13 protein-coding genes are annotated in these 18201 nt (G+C 43.7%); all 13 read right to left on the minus strand.

All coding sequences use genetic code 11. The features are described from left to right. Positions 1–1059 (minus strand): hypothetical protein (locus KIO97_RS10725; protein WP_285382440.1); only part of this gene is annotated, 1059 nt, incomplete at its 3' end. A gap of 293 nt (positions 1060–1352) precedes the next feature. Next, positions 1353–2543 carry a restriction endonuclease subunit S gene (locus tag KIO97_RS10730; protein WP_285382441.1) on the minus strand — a complete coding sequence of 397 codons (1191 nt, stop codon included), beginning with the start codon at positions 2541–2543 and terminating at the stop codon, positions 1353–1355. Beyond that, entirely contained in the window at positions 2540–4078 is a 1539-nt protein-coding gene (locus KIO97_RS10735; protein WP_285382442.1) for a class I SAM-dependent DNA methyltransferase, read from the minus strand. The genes KIO97_RS10730 and KIO97_RS10735 overlap by 4 nt, the downstream gene beginning before the upstream one ends. 266 nt (positions 4079–4344) lie before the next feature. Then, on the minus strand, positions 4345–7704 hold the full coding sequence (locus KIO97_RS10740; protein ID WP_285382443.1) for a DEAD/DEAH box helicase family protein: 3360 nt from the start codon (positions 7702–7704) through the stop codon (positions 4345–4347). Between the two features lie 273 nt (positions 7705–7977). Next, on the minus strand, positions 7978–8400 hold the full coding sequence (locus tag KIO97_RS10745) for a hypothetical protein (protein ID WP_122020845.1): 423 nt from the start codon (positions 8398–8400) through the stop codon (positions 7978–7980). Between the two features lie 12 nt (positions 8401–8412). Further along, positions 8413–8685 carry a hypothetical protein gene (locus KIO97_RS10750; RefSeq protein WP_285382444.1) on the minus strand — a complete coding sequence of 91 codons (273 nt, stop codon included), beginning with the start codon at positions 8683–8685 and terminating at the stop codon, positions 8413–8415. Positions 8686–8693: 8 nt separating this feature from the next. Next, positions 8694–8948, minus strand: coding sequence for a hypothetical protein (locus tag KIO97_RS10755; RefSeq protein ID WP_038868430.1), 255 nt, complete (start codon positions 8946–8948; stop codon positions 8694–8696). A gap of 226 nt (positions 8949–9174) precedes the next feature. Beyond that, a complete protein-coding gene (locus KIO97_RS10760; RefSeq protein WP_285382445.1) occupies positions 9175–10134 on the minus strand; it encodes a hypothetical protein in 960 nt (319 codons plus the stop codon). A gap of 283 nt (positions 10135–10417) precedes the next feature. Next, positions 10418–11449, minus strand: a complete 1032-nt coding sequence (gene tdh / locus KIO97_RS10765; protein ID WP_038891494.1) for an L-threonine 3-dehydrogenase — start codon at positions 11447–11449, stop codon at positions 10418–10420. A 203-nt stretch (positions 11450–11652) separates the two neighbouring features. Beyond that, on the minus strand, positions 11653–12846 hold the full coding sequence (locus tag KIO97_RS10770) for a glycine C-acetyltransferase (RefSeq protein ID WP_285382446.1): 1194 nt from the start codon (positions 12844–12846) through the stop codon (positions 11653–11655). A 212-nt stretch (positions 12847–13058) separates the two neighbouring features. Next, on the minus strand, positions 13059–15386 hold the full coding sequence (locus KIO97_RS10775) for a bifunctional diguanylate cyclase/phosphodiesterase (RefSeq protein WP_077201992.1): 2328 nt from the start codon (positions 15384–15386) through the stop codon (positions 13059–13061). Then, complete coding sequence (locus KIO97_RS10780; RefSeq protein ID WP_005432277.1) at positions 15383–16315, minus strand: transporter substrate-binding domain-containing protein; 933 nt, start codon at positions 16313–16315, stop codon at positions 15383–15385. Before KIO97_RS10780 ends, KIO97_RS10775 begins: the two co-directional genes overlap by 4 nt. Positions 16316–16376: 61 nt before the next feature. Next, the gene (locus tag KIO97_RS10785; protein ID WP_050913212.1) at positions 16377–17777 is read right to left on the minus strand and encodes an aminotransferase class V-fold PLP-dependent enzyme; all 1401 of its coding nucleotides are present in this window, start codon (positions 17775–17777) and stop codon (positions 16377–16379) included. Between the last annotated feature and the right edge of the window lie 424 nt (positions 17778–18201).

The raw sequence follows: 18201 nt of genomic DNA on the forward strand, positions 1-18201 counted from the left end.
AACTATCTTGAAAAACGCCGTAACCGAGTCTTGTAAATGTTCTTTTTTCAACGTTCGATTGAGATAAGCAATATCGCCTTTGCTAACTTCAGCCTCATTAGACTCAATACGAGCAAATACCTGCTGTAGAATCGATTCTGGTTCGCTGATTTCAGGGATAGAGAGGTAATCTAGTAGCTGGGTCAAACTGACATGGTTCGGAAAATCCGCAATCAGCGCTATTGGTAAATATTGAGCGACAACTTTCGATTTTTGATGATCCACAACAGAAAATAGATTCTCGAATTCTTCCTTATTAGGGTTGAATGCTGTCGTAGCACAGAGTTGCACGAATGTTTGAAGTGGGAAAGAATTTGCTAAAACAGGATCAGCTATGACAGCCTTTGCTGCCAATGCCTTAATTTCAGGCGTTAGAATACTTTTCTGAATACATACGGCGACTTGAGCGGGTACGTCATCAAAATTATCAAACAATGTCTTTGCTGCACGGACTCGGATCGCAGAGGGTAACAATTTGTCCCACTGCGTCTTTATAAGCTTCTCTTCAAATAATTCTGGTGTACGAATCTGACCGCTGTTGAGTTGAGCGAGTAAAGTCGGGGATTCTAGCTTTAAAGTGGTGCAATGAGATAAAACCTGTGAAATTTGACGCTCATTGTCCGACTCTGAAGCAATCAACTGACCAAGCTTTTGCCAAACAGCACGCTCCACCATCTTGATAAGGCTAGTGTTACGTTTCACAAATTGAACAAACTGAGTATTGAGCGACGGTGAACAGACTTCACTCATGGCATAGAGTTTAAAATCTGCTTCAGAAATAACCGCAAACGCATCATTGCGCTCGGAAACTAGCTTCGATTGGGTAAAGCAGATGATGTATCTGCCGGGATTTAAATCTTTCGTCGTTGGTGCATGGTAATAGATTCGGCTAAAACCATTTTCAACAGTAAAGTTAAAGCCAGAATTATTTTTAGTGCGCTGAAACGCGACCGAGGTTGTTACATGGAACTTGTCATTCCAATCAAGAAAATGAGGACCCGACAGGATATTTTTCATCATTTTTTCTGCTAATTTGCAGGTCGCTTAAATGAAAGCTAATTGAGTCTTTCAGTGGAGCGTAAGCCTACACGATGGATAAATAATTTTTTTGCTTCATTGCTGAGCCATTATGGCTACCAACCACTCTCTATCCTTGAGGCATCGATTAAAACATATGTAATTTTAATCGCAAACAACACCCCATTCTATATAGTTATTAAGTCACTGAATATAGAAAAAGGGCTTTTGACTAAATTTTGTGAAGTTTAAGGCAGTGAAACCCTCATGCAAATGATACATGAGGGCTAAGTTGTTTACAGTTGACCGGAAAAGGCTTTTTGGGAAAGAGAACTAAATAACTCGTTCAGTTCAGTCAGACTAACTATCTGAGTACTGACACGACTGCGTACTGCCTTGACTATTTCCTCATATCGATTCTGTAACTCAATTGGTGGCAACAATAACTTTATATTTTGTAACTCCTGAGCATTAATATTTGCCATGCCAACAATGCTCTTACACATCCCTGATAGAACTTTCTTACCGTGCCCTGAGTTCAAGTAACCTGATAAATAGTAGGTATTTCCCATCTCGTTTGCACGAACTCTTACCAAGTATCCTGCAAATGCCATTGGTAGCTCTTCTTCGTATACAGCTGTTTTACCTACAAGCTCACGGCTATTCGTCCTATTAAACAAGAGGTCTCCCTTATGAACTAGGTACTTAGGCAGCTCCTTTTCTGTCAGGTCTATATACTTGAGGTCAGAGAAGTCCCAAGAACCTTGATATGTAATGTTGCCCATACGCAACACTGGATACTCGCCCTCAGACTCCGAAGCCTTGCCTGATGTTCCGTAATTAGCACTTTCCACTAAGTCGCGGATCGTACCTAAAGGAAACCCCTTCGGATTGTTCACCGGATCACCAAACATCTCTAAAAACACGCTGCGCAGGAACTCATCAGCTAGAGCTATCGCTTGTTTGCGTTTTTGGCGAATCGCATCGGCTTTATCCAAAATCGTGGCGATGCGTTTTTGTTCTTCTAGTGGGGGGAGAGGTAGCTTAATTGCACCCATTGTTTTCTTATTAACAAATTTAACTGTTCCACCAGTTAAAAAACGATCATAATAATTAATGGAAAGCAAGTAGTCGAAGTAATATTTCAAATAAGAAACATCCAGTTGCTCATGCTTTACTCTAATGAGAAAAACATTCCAAGCAAACATAAAATCTTCACACACACCTACAATAACTGATTTACCAATTGTTCCAATATTGGAGAATAGTAAGTCACCTTTTTGGGGTATATATTTAGATTTGTACTTCTCGTAGTCTTCACTTCCTAAAAACTTAACATCATAAAAGTCAATGTCGTTGCTTTTTAGGTGTTTAGCTTGAATGATAGGAACACCGATATCGGCATAGTTTACTTTATCCGCAGCTGTATTTATTCCTTGATGCATAATCTCAACTAAATCAGATAACTCTACAGCCTCCCAACTCATAGCATCGCCTCCAGCTCATTAAGATCTTTCAGGATCTCATTCTCCAGTGCTTTGAGTTTGTTCAGAATCACTTTCGGGTCCTCAAACGTTTCTTCTTGATAGACCACTTCTTTGTAGCGGTTGATAGAGAGGTCGTATTTCTGCGCTTTAATGTCTTCTGCTGACACCATAAAGGCTTTTTGGGTTTTGTCGCCAAACTCTGCCGTTAGTGCGTCTTGGTTGTTGGCTTGGTACAGCTCACTATAACGCTTCCATTTTGCCAGTGCGTCTGGGATGTCGTTATCTTTAATTGGGTTGCGTTTGTCATCCAACGAGTAGCCGTCCGCAGTCATGTCGTAGAACAGGACGTTATCGGTACTGCCGCCTTTGGTGAAAATCAAAATCCCCGTTGAAACGCCCGCGTACGGTTTGAATACGCCGCTTGGCAACGAAATCATCGCTTCAAGTTGGTTGTTTTCGATAAGGTCTTGACGTAAATCTTTGTGTGCTTTTGAACTACCAAAAAGTACGCCATCTGGCACGATAGTCGCACTGCGACCACCAAGCTTCAACATACGTAGAATTAACGCCACGAACAACAGCTCGGTCTTCTTGGTTTTCACCATAGACAAAACTTTCGGGTTCACCGATTGTTCGTCTAAACTGCCTTTAAAGGGAGGGTTGGCAAGGATCTTATCGAAGAAGTCGTGTTCTTGGTCTTTTTCAACAAAGTTCTTGTTTAAGCTGTCTTGATAAGTGATGTTGGCACTGCTCACTCCATGCAAAAGCATGTTCATTGCCGAAACACGCAGCATGGTGCTGTCAAAATCAAAACCCCAGAACATATTGTTGTTAATGTGGTCTTGGTACTCATGCAGCAAATCACCGGTATAAACTGGGTTACCATCTTCATCTTGGTAGATGCTTTCTTTGCTTGTATGTGTGCGTGTTAGGTATTCCATCGTACGAGATAAGAAACCCGCCGTACCACAAGCAGGGTCACAGATAACATCCGTTGGTTGTACATCGAGCATTTCTACCATCATGTCGATGATATGGCGAGGCGTACGGAACTGACCGTTAATACCTGCAGACGCAAGCTTACTGAGTAGATATTCGTATATATCACCTTTTACATCACTTTGACCAAGTGGCAGTTTATCTACCATATCCACCGCTGATCGAAGTACAGATTCGCTGCGAATTTCGACATCAGCATCTTCCATAAACTGCGCGATGTCAGAACCACTAAGCTCTACTTGAGAAAAGTGTGGGAACACGTTATTGCGCAAATGTGGTAACAGCTCAGCACCAGACATATGAACAAAGTTTTGCCAACGCAGTTGTTGCCCTTCTGGTGTCTCTGGGAATTGACGCTTAAATGGCTGACCAGTACGTTTTGACTTTTTCTCTGCGGCGGTTTCCTGCATGTCTAACATACGAGAGAACATCAAGTAGCTGATTTGTTCAATGACTACCAGTGGGTTAGTCACGCCTCCAGTGTGGAATTTATCCCATAAGCTGTTGATGTCATTACGTAGTTGACCAGTTAACATAGTGTTCTCTTTGTTTGTGATTTGCGGTGCTATTTACGAAGGAGCTGGCTGCGTTTTCGCAAAGTACTCGTGTTCGTAATAGGGTTAAACGTGAATTATCGGATTCTACACCGACAAAAGGAGATCGTAACCTTACAATCTCCATAATTTGTTCGAAGTTCGGGCGGTTAAGCCACCCAAACGAACGGAGGTTAATTTAGGTTGCTGAACAATGTAAATACCGCGGCGCTACTACCGCCTGCAACTAATGCGAAATTGCTGACGAATTAGTGAGGCAGCAAGAAAGGTTCAATCAGCGCTTCTAACTGATCTGCGGTGGCATCATTGAAGATATCCAGCCCTTCCCCATTGGTGAGCTTGTCAAACTGCCCTTCGTACAGGTTCGCCATTTTGATCCGTCCGTGTCGGCAAATAAACCCTTTGAGCTGGTTTAAGAACTGCACTTGAATGTAGGACAACTGGTGAGTCTGCATAAACTCGGTAAATCGTTCATTAACTAACTCGGCATCGAGCCCAACTAACTGAATGAGTGTTTCGCTCAGTTGCTCTGGCGTATTACCATAGAAGGCATTCAACGCATTCACATCAACACCAGGATGCTGGGTAAGAATGGTCGAAGTGAGCGACTTTAACTCTTCTTCAGTCACAGGTTGATTCTGATGAATCTTTTGTAACACAGAGTTGTTTGCGAGCATGGTTTCAAGAATGTCTTTAATACGTTTGCGATACACCATCGCCTCACTCTCATCACCAATCACCACAACGCGATCGTTTTCAATCACATCACCGTCACCCGCGCGTGTTGTTGGCGTAGCATCATAAACGGAGGTTTCTCGCTTCTTGTACTTCATGATACCGCGCAAGTTTCTACGCGTCGTTTCAAGCTGCTCTATAGACAATGAATCCCAGTATTGTTGGGTTTGAACTTTTGCAATCTCATCACCTTGCTTACGAACATCAGTAATATTGACCGCTAGGTTTTGCAATCGTGAAATCAAATCAACTTTGAGGTTTTCGATATCACTACTGCCAGTTAAGTTTGCCTTTTCAACTTGCGCCATCAATCTGTCGAGCATTGAGGCGTCTTTGTCTTTTAATGTGCGCGAGCCCATTAAAGGAGCCATCTTGGTTTCGAGTATGTGTCGAGTCGAACCGTTCATTTCAAGGAGCATATCGGTTTCTTGCAGCTGTTTGACCGTGCGAAGCTCGCGACGAACGGCAATGGCGCCATCAGGCAAGTCACAGATGTCTGCTTTCATCTGGGCACAAGCGAGCTCAAAGGCAGCTACATCGGCTTTTTTCATCGCTTCATCAGCCAGTTCAAGACGCGCCTCAAAGAGCGTTTGCAGTAATGAACGGCTTTGCCCCGTATCAGCTTCGACGTATTCTTCTTCAAAGTAGGCAAAGTTGCCATAATGGTCGAAAATCAAGAACTCTTCTTTGTCTTGCCCCGGGCCAAACAAATCTGGACACAGACGCGTACCACGACCAATCATCTGCCAGAATTTTACCCATGACTTAACCGGGCGAGCAAACACAAGGTTGACTACCTCTGGCACATCAATGCCGGTGTCCATCATGTCGACGGAAATAGCAATACGGAAATCGTTGTTTGGGTTCTTAAACTCGTCGATACGGGCTTCTGGGCGATCCACTTTGTTATGGATGACCTTACAAACTTTGCTACCATATTGTGGATACAACTCTTCACAGAATAGTTTCTCAAGCTGCTCGGCATGCGCTTGGTTCTGGGCAAAAATGATGGTTTTACCCACTAGCGAGTTGGTCGCATCTTTTATCCCGTTTTCAATCAGGTTTTCGAGTATCGCACTGTCAGTTTCGACACTGAAAATCTTCTTGCCAATATCTTTGCCTTTGATGGTGGTCTTTTGTGCTTCTTCTTCGCCTAAGTCTTCCTCAAGTTGCGCCTGTTGCTCTGGCGTTAACTTGCTGTAGTGAATCCCATCGCGAAGGAACTCCGTGGTGAACTCTTTCACTCGAAACGGATTCAAATAACGTGGCTCATGGGAGATGGCTTCAGCTAAGTCAAAGTTAAAGGTTGGGTCGCCATTTTCACAGCCAAACAGATCATAAGTGTTGCGTGCAATGAACTTAACTGGCGTAGCCGTAAGGCCGACTTGAATGGCATCAAAGTAATCAAAGATATCACGGTAGCGATTGTAGATACTGCGATGTGATTCATCGGCAATAATTAAGTCGAAGAAGCCAACATCTAACTGTGAGAATCGGTTCATCATGCCAGGGTACGTGGAAACAAAGACACGTGCAGAGGTGTCGATTTGGTTTTTCTCGCCAATCACGCAACGTGGTTCTGTAGGGAGGTAATCTTTGAATGCACCATCGGCTTGTCGGCGAAGCTCTTTTCGGTCACACAAAAACAGAACCCGTTTTACCCAACGTGAACGCAGCAATAGCTCCACCAGCGCAATGGATACACGCGTTTTCCCCGTACCTGTTGCCTGAACAATCAAGGCTTTTCGACGTTGATTCTGTAACTGACTGGTTACTGCCTTAATCGCTTCTATTTGGTATGGACGACCCGCGATGTCCACATTTGGGTTGAGAACTTCTAGGTTTGGCTCTTTGTACTGGTGTTGGTACTGCAAGAACTGAAGACTTTCTTTCGAGTAAAATCCGAAAATCTGGCGGTAGGTATTGTACTGCTTGGTGTCCCAAATACAGATTTCATAACCATTGGTGTAAAACACAATAGGTACGGCGCAATCGAACTGTTTAGCTAAACCCTCTGCATAGTAACGCGCTTGCTCACGACCTTTTTGTAGATGCTCACGCGCACGCTTGGCTTCGACAACCGCAAGTGGAGTGCCATCATCGTTCCACAGAACGTAATCTGCATAACCAATACCCGTGGCTGTAGGTTGGTGTTTCACTTCTACTTCGATACCAACGCTTTCTTTGTCATTGATGTCCCAGCCAGCTTGTGCAAGTTGAGTATCAATCAGTAACTGGCGGGTTTTGTCTTCATCCCATTCCAAGCTATTTGCTGTTTGTTGACTGCGAGCTTTCGCTTGTTTTAGCTGTTCTTGAGTACGCTCTGCTTTTGATTCTGCAGCTTCTCGAGCTTGGCGTTCACGCTCTAGCTCTTTCAACAAGGCTTCTTGTTGCTTCTCGTTCTCTTCAACAACTTTTTCTAATTGTTTTTGCGATAAGTTTGAGCTTAACGCTGACTCTGGATACTTAAGCTCTTGAAGATCAGATACTTGGAAACCATAGTAGTTGATTGCCATGTATTGAGATAACGAGTGTGCAGTGCCAAGCGCCGCGTATGCTTTACGTACGTTGCCATCTCCGCCATGGGCAGTCTCGTTCCCCTCAATTCTTAAAAAGTGGAGTTGATCTCGTAAGCGAGATTCGGTTACCTCAACAAAAGCGTCATTTTTCAACAACTCCATAAAGGTTGCTTGCGGTAAACGTGGTAAACCATCAATAGAGTAGATCTCTTTAGTCACCTCTTCGGCAAAACCGCGAAGACGCGTTATCGCACTTCCAGGATCAAGGTGGAGTATTTGCTCAGCTAGATGACCTAAATTGGCCAATTTTTCATTGTGTTCACGAATTAGCTCAAAGTTCAGAGATGTCGACATAAGAGAATACCTGTTGATAGAACCTCGTACCTTATACCAAAATTTTGTGAGTGATTCGATGATCTATACGACTTTATATGCCTATGAATTACTATCGTAATGACAAATTGTTTCATACCCTCACAATCGACACATCACAGGTACATTAATGCTCTACGTATTGTCATGTAGATCAGCAAGTGAAAACTACATTTAGAACAAACGCCCCTTAAAGGAGCGTTCATTAGTGGACTGACGATATAGTGACTAGATTAAGCACAGGATGTTCGGTTATTAATTAAGTACGATTCCGCTTTTAAGCTTGCCAACACATAAACGGTTATAAAAAACACCAGAAGTATTGGTGTACGTCATGATATTGCTATTAATAGCAATCGTCGCAATCTCTGCACCACCATTATATGATTGAATAAACAACAAGTTGTGTTTGCTGCCACCTTGTCTTACGTTAAAAAACTGACCAGAGTATAACCCCGTCGTCATTTTGTACCCTTCGTTGTCTTTGGTAATGGAGTAGTTCATTGGACCAAAGTAATTATCTTCCCAAGGTACGTAATCTTGGGGGTTACCTACAGGGTCGTAGCCAACAGCTGTGCATTTAATTGAAACAAATTGCCCTTCACTAACAACCATGTTTGCTGATGTAGTAAAAGCGATGAGGGGCAGCACAAGGGCTGCAAATAATTTCTTTTTCATTTAATCGTCTCTTTAATAACCTGAGAGTGCGCGATCCTGAGACCCGTCTCGCATTGCCGAACGACATTGCATTTGTTCACCGCGAGTTAGATTACGTCGTCCTAGCTCTTCCATTGCCGCTTCTTCTCCACCTTTCCACTGCAGTTCCAACTCTAAATTGGTGTAACGACCTAGTGTGTAGCAGATATCATAGGTTTGGTACTCGCTTGCTTTACGCATTGGTGCAATCAGGGAGCAACCCGAGGTCATTGAAGCAAGAAGAGCAATTACAATCAGTTTGTTCATTGAGTTCCTTACTGATTCTTGATGTTGTTGTAAATCAAGCTTTCAGTCAGGTCACTAGAATAAGCACCTTCATCATTGCCATTGATGTTATTGATCACCGTGTCTGTGGTGTAGTCATAAGAGCCATCAGATGTTGCACCATTTTCCGCCGATGCATTCGTGTACGGGTTGCCATAATCAATAGTGACTTCACCGTTGTTAATAATGACCTCTGCAAAAGCACAGGAAGAGCTCAAAGCAACAAGGAGTAGTGTTTTTTTCATTTAGTAAATCTCAAATAAAGCCAGTGGGAACAGAACACTGTAGCTTTCGATTGATGCCTAACATTAACCATCAATCGAAAACGCTCACCGACAAACTATTGAGTTTGAAGGTTGAAGACTTAGAACGCCCCCATAGCTTGGAAGGAGGCGAATCATAATGAGAATAAAGACTGACAATCGACTTATATTTTCTATAACCCAAATATAAACAACATTAAGTCCTTGTTTATGCAGCTTCCAATCGAGAAATAATCGCTTCCAAAGGCAGGTCTTTCTCTTTAATCATTGCAACCACTTCCGCAATGTCTTGGTCACGGTTCATCGCTAGAGCCTGATTGATATCATCAATAAGCAGCAGTGCCTCTGCTTTGGACAATTGACGTAACAACGAAATACGGTTGTTTGGAGACATAGCCATCAACTCGGAGGCTGAACTACCTTTTTGATGGTTCTTATTGTTGTTCATATTGACCTCCGGTTGTGGCTGTTCTCCCACCAAACTGTTTTCCTTTTTAGGATCTGGTTTGGCAGTACCTTCCAACTTAATGACGTTGTTAGTTAAGGATTCTTTTGTTGCTTTAGATTGAGAATCATTGTTTTGATACTTTGTTTTGCTCTCTAACAATTCTGCGTAATAAGCCAACGTCGGCATCATAAAATCCAAATGCGTTAAGATTTTTGATTCGATCGTCTTCATCTCTTTTGATTTGATGTACACACCCTGCTTACGAGCTTGAAGCGCCAGTGATACTGCGTGTTTGATAGCGGATAGACGATATTCGCCCACTTCATTTAGAGATTTGGTTGCCAATACTTGTTCTTCTTCTTTCGACTTCATCGTGTCGATGCGAGCACGCAATGACTTCACACAGGTTTGGATTAGTCGGTCTTGTGACAATTTAATTGGATTTGGCAATTGCATCTGTGGCGCGAAGTTTTGTGTACTTTCGCCTTCTAGCTTACTTGCCTTCACTTCTCGTTTTACTTCGGCCATGAAGTTGTTTATCGATTTGCAATCCGAGGGCGTCGAACCAGTGAAGATCGGCTTTGCTACCCCATCAATTAATACTTTGAGATGGTTAGTCTGTGTTCTGTCGTAAGAAAATGGGGTATCCGCGCCTAAATAGTCAGACAGAAATTTAATCGCGCGTTTTTGATATTTGCTGAACGTTGCTTGTTTACACATAAAAAATACCTCTCAATGAATCGTTTCGTTGGGAGGCATAATATGAGTTTGAGAGTAATGGTGAGATTCGTAAGCTTGTGATTTTTACTTTTTCAAGGACACATTGCCAAATACAACCAAGATTCAAGGAGGGATTAGTGACTATCAAAAAGGAAGGAATGACTACTATGGCAATAAGTTATAAGCACTAGCTCTTTGTATGCAAACAAAAACGCCCCAAGGTTCACTTGGGGCGTTTTTATTAATTGGTTCTCAGGAAAATTTTGTCTGCTTTATCGCGACCTTATTCCCAATCAAGAATAACCTTGCCTGACATACCGCTGCGCATTACGTCGAAGCCTTCTTGGAAGTCATCAATCTTGTAGTGGTGCGTGATGATTGGTGATAGATCCAGACCAGATTGGATTAGTGAAGCCATCTTGTACCAAGTTTCGAACATTTCGCGACCGTAGATACCTTTGATCACCAAGCCTTTGAAGATAACTTGGTTCCAGTCGATACCCATGTCTGATGGTGGAATACCTAGTAGTGCAATACGACCACCGTGGTTCATTGTGGTTAGCATTGAGTTGAATGCCGCTGGGTTACCAGACATTTCTAGACCTACGTCGAAGCCTTCTGTCATACCTAGCTCAGACATGACGTCTTCTAGCTTCTCTTCAGCAACGTTTACTGCGCGTGTTACGCCCATCTTACGAGCAAGTTCTAGACGGTATTCGTTCACGTCTGTGATCACTACGTGGCGAGCACCAACGTGCTTCGCAACTGCAGCAGCCATGATACCGATTGGGCCAGCACCAGTGATTAGAACATCTTCGCCTACTAGGTCGAAAGAAAGCGCGGTGTGTACTGCGTTACCAAACGGGTCAAAGATAGACGCTAGATCGTCAGAGATGCCTTCAGGGATCTTGAACGCGTTGAACGCTGGGATCACTAGGTATTCAGCGAATGCACCTTCACGGTTAACGCCCACACCAATCGTGTTACGACATAGGTGAGTACGGCCGCCACGACAGTTACGACAGTGTCCACACGTGATGTGACCTTCGCCAGATACGCGGTCACCGATTTCAAAGCCACGAACTTCCTGACCAATCGCAACCACTTCACCCACGTATTCGTGACCGACAACCATAGGCACTGGAATTGTCTTTTGTGACCATTCGTCCCAGTTGTAGATGTGTACGTCTGTACCACAGATAGCGGTTTTCTTAATTTTGATCAGAATGTCGTTATGGCCAACTTCCGGTTTATCAACCTCAGTCATCCAGATGCCTTGTTCAGGCTTTAGCTTTGATAATGCTTTAATTTTCATAGTATTCACCAAACATTGCCCCGCTCTATGCGTGACAAAAAATTCTTTCATCTAATGCGTTTAAAGAAGAAATAAAGGCTTTGCCCATGAGCCGACTCAGAAGAGTTGGGAAAGCCTTTTTATCTTTAAACATAAACTCTTTCTCCTTCCTATTTAATCCCTCCCCTCTGTTTTAGGAGGAGGCTAGGAAGAGGAAACGAAACTTAGATGATGCCCATGTCCTTACCAACTTGGATGAACGCGTCGATTGCACGGTCTAGTTGCTCACGAGAGTGCGCTGCAGACATTTGAGTACGGATACGCGCTTGACCTTTTGGTACAACAGGGAATGAGAAGCCAATTACGTAGATGCCTTTCTCTAGAGCGCGCTCTGCAAATTCTGCTGCTACTTTTGCGTCACCAAGCATGATTGGAATGATTGCGTGGTCAGCACCACCCATTGTGAAACCAGCGCCTTCCATGCGAGTACGGAAGTGTGCAGCGTTTTCCCATAGGCGGTCACGTAGGTCGCCACTCTCTTCTAGTAGGTCTAGAACGCGGATAGAAGCGCTTACGATTGCTGGTGCAACAGAGTTAGAGAATAGGTATGGACGAGAACGCTGACGTAGCCAGTCAATGACTTCCGCTTTACCAGACGTGTAACCGCCTGAAGCGCCACCCATTGCTTTACCTAGCGTACCAGTGATGATGTCGATACGGTCAACCACGTTGTGGTGCTCGTGCGTACCAGCACCTGTTTTACCCATGAAGCCAACAGCGTGAGAATCATCAACCATCGTCAATGCGCCGTACTTCTCTGCTAGGTCGCAGATAGCTGGAAGGTTTGCGACTACGCCGTCCATTGAGAACACGCCGTCCGTTACGATAAGAATGTGGCGAGCACCTGCTTCTTTCGCAGCGATCAGTTGTTGCTCTAGCTCTTCCATGTTGTTGTTTGAGTAACGGAAACGCATCGCTTTACATAGACGAACACCGTCGATAATTGACGCGTGGTTTAGTGTGTCAGAGATGATTGCGTCTTCTTTGCCTAGAATCGTTTCAAATAGGCCCGCGTTTGCGTCGAAACATGATGTGTAAAGAATCGTGTCTTCTTTACCTAGGAACTTAGAAAGCTTCTGCTCAAGCTCTTTATGGATGTCTTGAGTACCACAGATGAAACGTACTGAAGCCATACCAAAACCGTGCTCGTCCATACCCGCTTTACCCGCTTCGATAAGCGCTGGGTGGTTAGCAAGGCCAAGGTAGTTGTTCGCACAGAAGTTCAGAACTTCTTCACCAGTTGAGATTTTAACCGCTGCTTGCTGTTGAGACGTGATGATACGCTCTGCTTTGTAAAGGCCTTCCGCCTTCACTTCTTCAATTTGCTGTTCAATCTGTTGGTAAAATGCAGAAGACATTCGCAATTCCTTCCTGTTTATTTTGTCGAGTTTTTACTCGATTAGAATGAGGTTGAGCCTTTATGTGACGGGCATCACAGGCATTTACTTATCAATTAAGTGTAGTGTAATTCAAGGAAGGAAAAACGATTATCCCTCAAGGTGGAAAAGCATTAATGAATCCGAGGCACGAATCCAATTAATGCTTTTCTATGAGGTTGTAATGAAAGGAGTTATAGCCAAGTTGGCTTAGCTAAAAGCGCTTCAAAGTCCTTAGCGGGTAATGGTCGGCTATAGTGGAAACCTTGTCCGAACTCACAGTTTAGGTTTTTCAGGTAATCCACATGACGCTGTTCTTCGATGCCTTCTGCGACAATCTTTAGATTCAGCGCTTTCGCCATCGCAATAATCACGTTCACAAGCTCACGGTCAGATTCGTTCTCAAACATGTTCTGCAAGAAGCTGCGATCAATCTTAAGGCGATCAAACGGGAACTTCTGTAAGTAACTCAGCGCCGAGTAACCCGTGCCGAAATCATCAATGGTGAGCTTAGCGCCCAGTGCTCGTAAGTTATCTAGCATCTCCATCAGGTCGCTACTGTGATTGAACAACAGGCTCTCTGTCACCTCTACATCAAACAATTCAGGTGACAAACCCGACTCTTCTATGTGCTGCTTGATCTGTTCGAAAAGTCGATCGCAGTATCTAAACTGCACACTTGAGAAGTTTACCGACACAAACAGAGGAGCAACGTCCTGCCACTGTGCCGCCTGTTGGCAAGCTTGACGAATCGCAAAGTCGCCCAGTTGATGAATCAGACCGTTCTTTTCAGCGATGGAGATAAACTCTTCTGGATTCACAAAGCCAAACTTCTCGTCGTTCCAACGCATCAGAGCCTCTGCACCAACAATGACGCCGCTATCGAGATCGATAATAGGTTGGTAATACAGCTCCAGAAGATCATGAGAAATGGCATGACGAAGACGACTTTCTAGCTCTAGGAAGCGCTGCAAATCTTGGTTCATGTTGTGATCATAGAAGCAGAATGCATTACGGCCATCTTGTTTCACTCGGTACATCGCCATGTCCGCACACGCCAGTAGCTGCTCTGCATTGTCGCCATCTTCAGGGAACACCGACATACCGACACTCGCCGATAGGAAGAACTCGTGGTTTTGCCAAACGAACGGCTCGTTGAATACCGACAGCACGGTAGCTGCAAAACGTTTTGCGCTGTCGGCATCTTGTAAATCAGGGATAACCAACAGGAATTCATCACCACCAATGCGTGCCAACAAATCGGTTTTACGTACTGCGTTGTGCAATCGCTCTGCCGCCAGCTTTAACACTTCGTCACCAACGAAGTGCCCCATTGAATCATTGATTTGTTTAAAGTGGTCAAGGTCGATAAACATGACCAGTACGTTTGATTTCATTCGCTCTGCGCGTGACAACTCTAAATCCAAACGTTCAGAACCATAAACACGGTTAGGCAAACCAGTAAGTGCATCATGTTTGGCTTGATATGCCAGTTCCATCTCGGACGATTTACGGCGCTCAATTTCACTGGTTAAACGCTCGTTTTGCTGAGACAAGAAATCTTTACGCTTTTTCTCTTCTTCCAGTTTGATTTTCAGTTCGACGCGAGTGTTATTAAGCGTGAATGCGTACAGTAGCCCAACGACAATCATGATAGCGAGAACACTCAAACCATTGATGAACAGACGAGAGGTGTAGATGTCACGTTCACTTAATGACTCAAACCACGCCATTAATTTAAAGTGATGATGTTCGATCGGAACTTCAAAGTAGATTTTTTGCTTTAACTCTTGAGCTAACGCTTCTGGTGCCGTGATGTTTTCTTGTTCGAGTTTGCGACTGATCGAGTCCCACACTTCCATTTCAACATCATTGATCTTCAGCACCATACGACTGTAGCTGTCTTCGTGTTCCTGATTAGTCAGTTGGGAAATCACCACTTGTTTGTTGATGTCTGCAATCAAGTAGCCAACGGGCTTACCAGAAAACATCACTTGCTTAACCACTTGAATAAGGACTTTGCCGCCCTCTCGTATCGCTCTGACTTCTTCAGGGTGATCGTGCTCGTTAAGCAGTCGGGAAGTGTCTATACGGTGATCGGTTTTTTCGCCAGTGGTCACAATAGTAGAGCCATCTAACCCGATTAGTGTCAGCTTTTTATAGATGATTTGATTATTGACGGTTTTCGCTTCTGCTTTCTCTTGGAGCTTACGCTTCAAATTGATCAAGCTCGCGCCTAACCCGTATTCCATCGACATCCCGGAAGCAAGGTTGGCAAAAAAAGTCTGCACCGTTTTATCGGTGGATAAATGATCGACATCTTCGCTGGCAAGCGTAAATAAATTATCAAGGGTACCTGCGTAACTTTTCACCTTTAAGTCGAGTTCTCGGTGTTGTGAATCTTTTAATTTATTTTGACCTAAACTCGTTACCGTAATAATCATCGCCAAGTAGAGCGACACTAAAATCGCACTAATGGTGATGATTCTTTGGCTTGATATTTTTTTTACAGACTTTCTCATATATCTTTCTTACTATCTTCTAAGAAGTAGTCATTATAGAAATAGTAAATAGATGGGTAGTATTTCTCGACCAAGGCTTGGTAGGTCCCATCTTGCTTAATTGAATTCAAATATTGGTTAAATGCGGCTTTTAGTTCAGGAGAGCCCTTACGGAAAGCCACTGCCATTTTTTGGTTTTCTGAAATTGGACCAATGACTTTGATCTCACCTGGCCACTTCTCTAACGCAATCAATGTGTCTGCCACGTCCAGCAACGTACTCTCGGCATCGTTTTTCATGATAGCAGGCACCATCTCATTCAAACGACGCTGGCCATCGGGCAGGATCACCTTCGCACCGGTGTCATATAAGTTGTAAAGGTTTGGATCTAGGCAAGAGTGCTCCATCGCGAGTACTTCGCGTCCGTTAATGAGCGCTTTCACTTTATCAATGTCTTGTTCCACGGAGCCTGTTGGTGTGATCGGCGTTAACGTTGAATCTGTTCGAGCGATCAACCATACCGCAGAAGGAAAGTAATCATCTGAAAAATCGATCACGTTTTTGCGCCAGTCGAGGATAGTCACACCATTCGCAATCAGGTCACCTTCCACTGCCATCTTCTCACCAACGACAAGCTGCGCATCTTTGTACTCAACTTGCTGGCCTGTCAGCTTACCTACTACGTTGTTCCATTGCGCTGGTACGTATTGATAGCGAACGCCGAGAGATTTTGCGAATCCTTTTATGATATCGACATCAAGACCGGTCAGTGTTTGCATTTCGCCTTGGTCAATGTACGAAACGAAGTTCGCGTAAGGTACACCGATATGACGTAGCACACCTCGATCTTTGATGTCTTGCAGATCGCCAGCCGAGACAGAAGTCGACATAAATGATGCCACCCCAATGGCAAGTGCTGTCATGGTTCGTTTGATTGTTTTCACTGACATGGTGAATATCCCTCTCTTCTACAAAGCGCCCATTAAAGGGCGCTTTGACAGTTCAACAAGGTTAGAACGAGTAGTAAAGATCCGTAATCGCTTCCACAAGACCTTCCACATCTTTCTCATCATGGAATAAATGAGTCGAGATGCGCAGTGCTTGCGTTTCGTAAGCGTCCTCTTTGTACAGCTTGAAGTTTGTTGTACGGATGATGTATCCGTATTCTTCACGAAGACGGTCACGGAACAGAGTCAATCGCTCTTTATCTGTCACATCGCTTAATGGGTTAAACGTTGTTAGACCACTGGTTAAGCCTTCCACGTTTGGCGAATACATCTGAGCATGTGGTAACGCTTCGTTAAGCAGCGTCTTACATAGATCGCTCAGCTCTAGTACACGCTCTTGAATGCGGTCACGGCCAATCTCATCCCACATCTTACAGCTATCAGCAAGTGCTTGTTTTGCTGGGTAGTTGTCGTTACCAATGTATTGCATTTGCAATTGCTTGCCTAGGTGATCAGCGTGAGAAAGAGAAGAGTTAATCAACCACAGTGGATTTTCACGATCGCTCCAGTACTCATTCAAACGGTTGCCGTTATCACGTACGTACAAGATACCTGTCGCGCCCGGACCACACTGCCACTTATGGCCAGATCCTGCATAGAAGTCACAATCCATATCGTGGAAGTCTAAGTCGAACATACCGACAGTGTGCGCACCATCAACTAATGTTGGGATACCGTGCTGTTTTGCTAGAGAACAAATCGCTTTGGCTGGCAGCGTTGTACCTGTTTTGTAGGTAATGTGAGAGAAGACGATGAGGCGAACATTGTGGTGCGCTTCAATCGCTTCACGGAAGGCTTGAATGTAATCTTCTTCTGAAACCTCTTCCGTGCCAGTGAAAACAGGAAGTTGAATTTCAACGACATCGACACCGAAGCGGTGTTTTGCCACATTCATTGGCGACGTTGCAGCAACGTGTTCGTGGTGAGTAGTTAGGATTACATCACCCGGCTCGAAATGTAGACCGTTGATGATTGAACATAAACCGTCGGTAGTGTTACGACTCAAAATGATTTCGTCTGGATTAGCACCAAAGCCTGGTGCAACGTCTGTCACCATTTCAGAAACATGAGGCCAAGCGCCAAACTTGTCTTTCATATCCCACGGGTACTTAGCAACAATTTTGTTGTTGTCTTCGTATCCTTCAAGAACATGTTTTGGCATCGAACCCGTCGTACCAATATTCATGTAAGTCGTTCGTTTATCCAATACAAACTGCTTTTGAACTTTACGCCAAAAGCGCTTATCGTTCTTTTTACCTAGACGGCTCCAGTCGATATTCGGTTCCTTTGCTTGAACAGCACCAGAAAACGCTGAAGCACTGACGCCAGCCACAACTGCACCAGTTGCACCTTTTAAAAAATTGCGGCGGCTGCGATTAGTCTGAATAGATTCCTTGTCGCTCATCTTTTCGATCCTTGTCGGAAGTTTAGCCATATTATAAATTATGAATCCGTAACTATCTGTTACTAAACTATTATTACCTAATAGACCTATAGTTTATGGGTTCTCGCTGCAATTAAGTGACTTTAGTTCCACTTTTTCATCTCGGGTGATGATATAAGCAACATTTTATACAACATTAAATAAACAACTAAACACATAACAGAATATTCATTAAAACACTTATTACCAATATAAATCACAAATCAATTTATAACTTCCCTTAGAAATACAAATTAATAATTTGTAATATTTAAATCACAAATTAGACAACAAGGTTAATATCGCTTCTAGCACGTTAAATATGTAACAATATGTACCTTTTGGTTTAATTTGATTTGCATATAGTCTTTGAAAAAAATTTAATCAATTATTCAAGATAAACATA

It is taken from the genome of Vibrio sp. B181a (genome assembly GCF_030248375.1).
GTDB classification, from domain to species: domain Bacteria; phylum Pseudomonadota; class Gammaproteobacteria; order Enterobacterales; family Vibrionaceae; genus Vibrio; species Vibrio campbellii.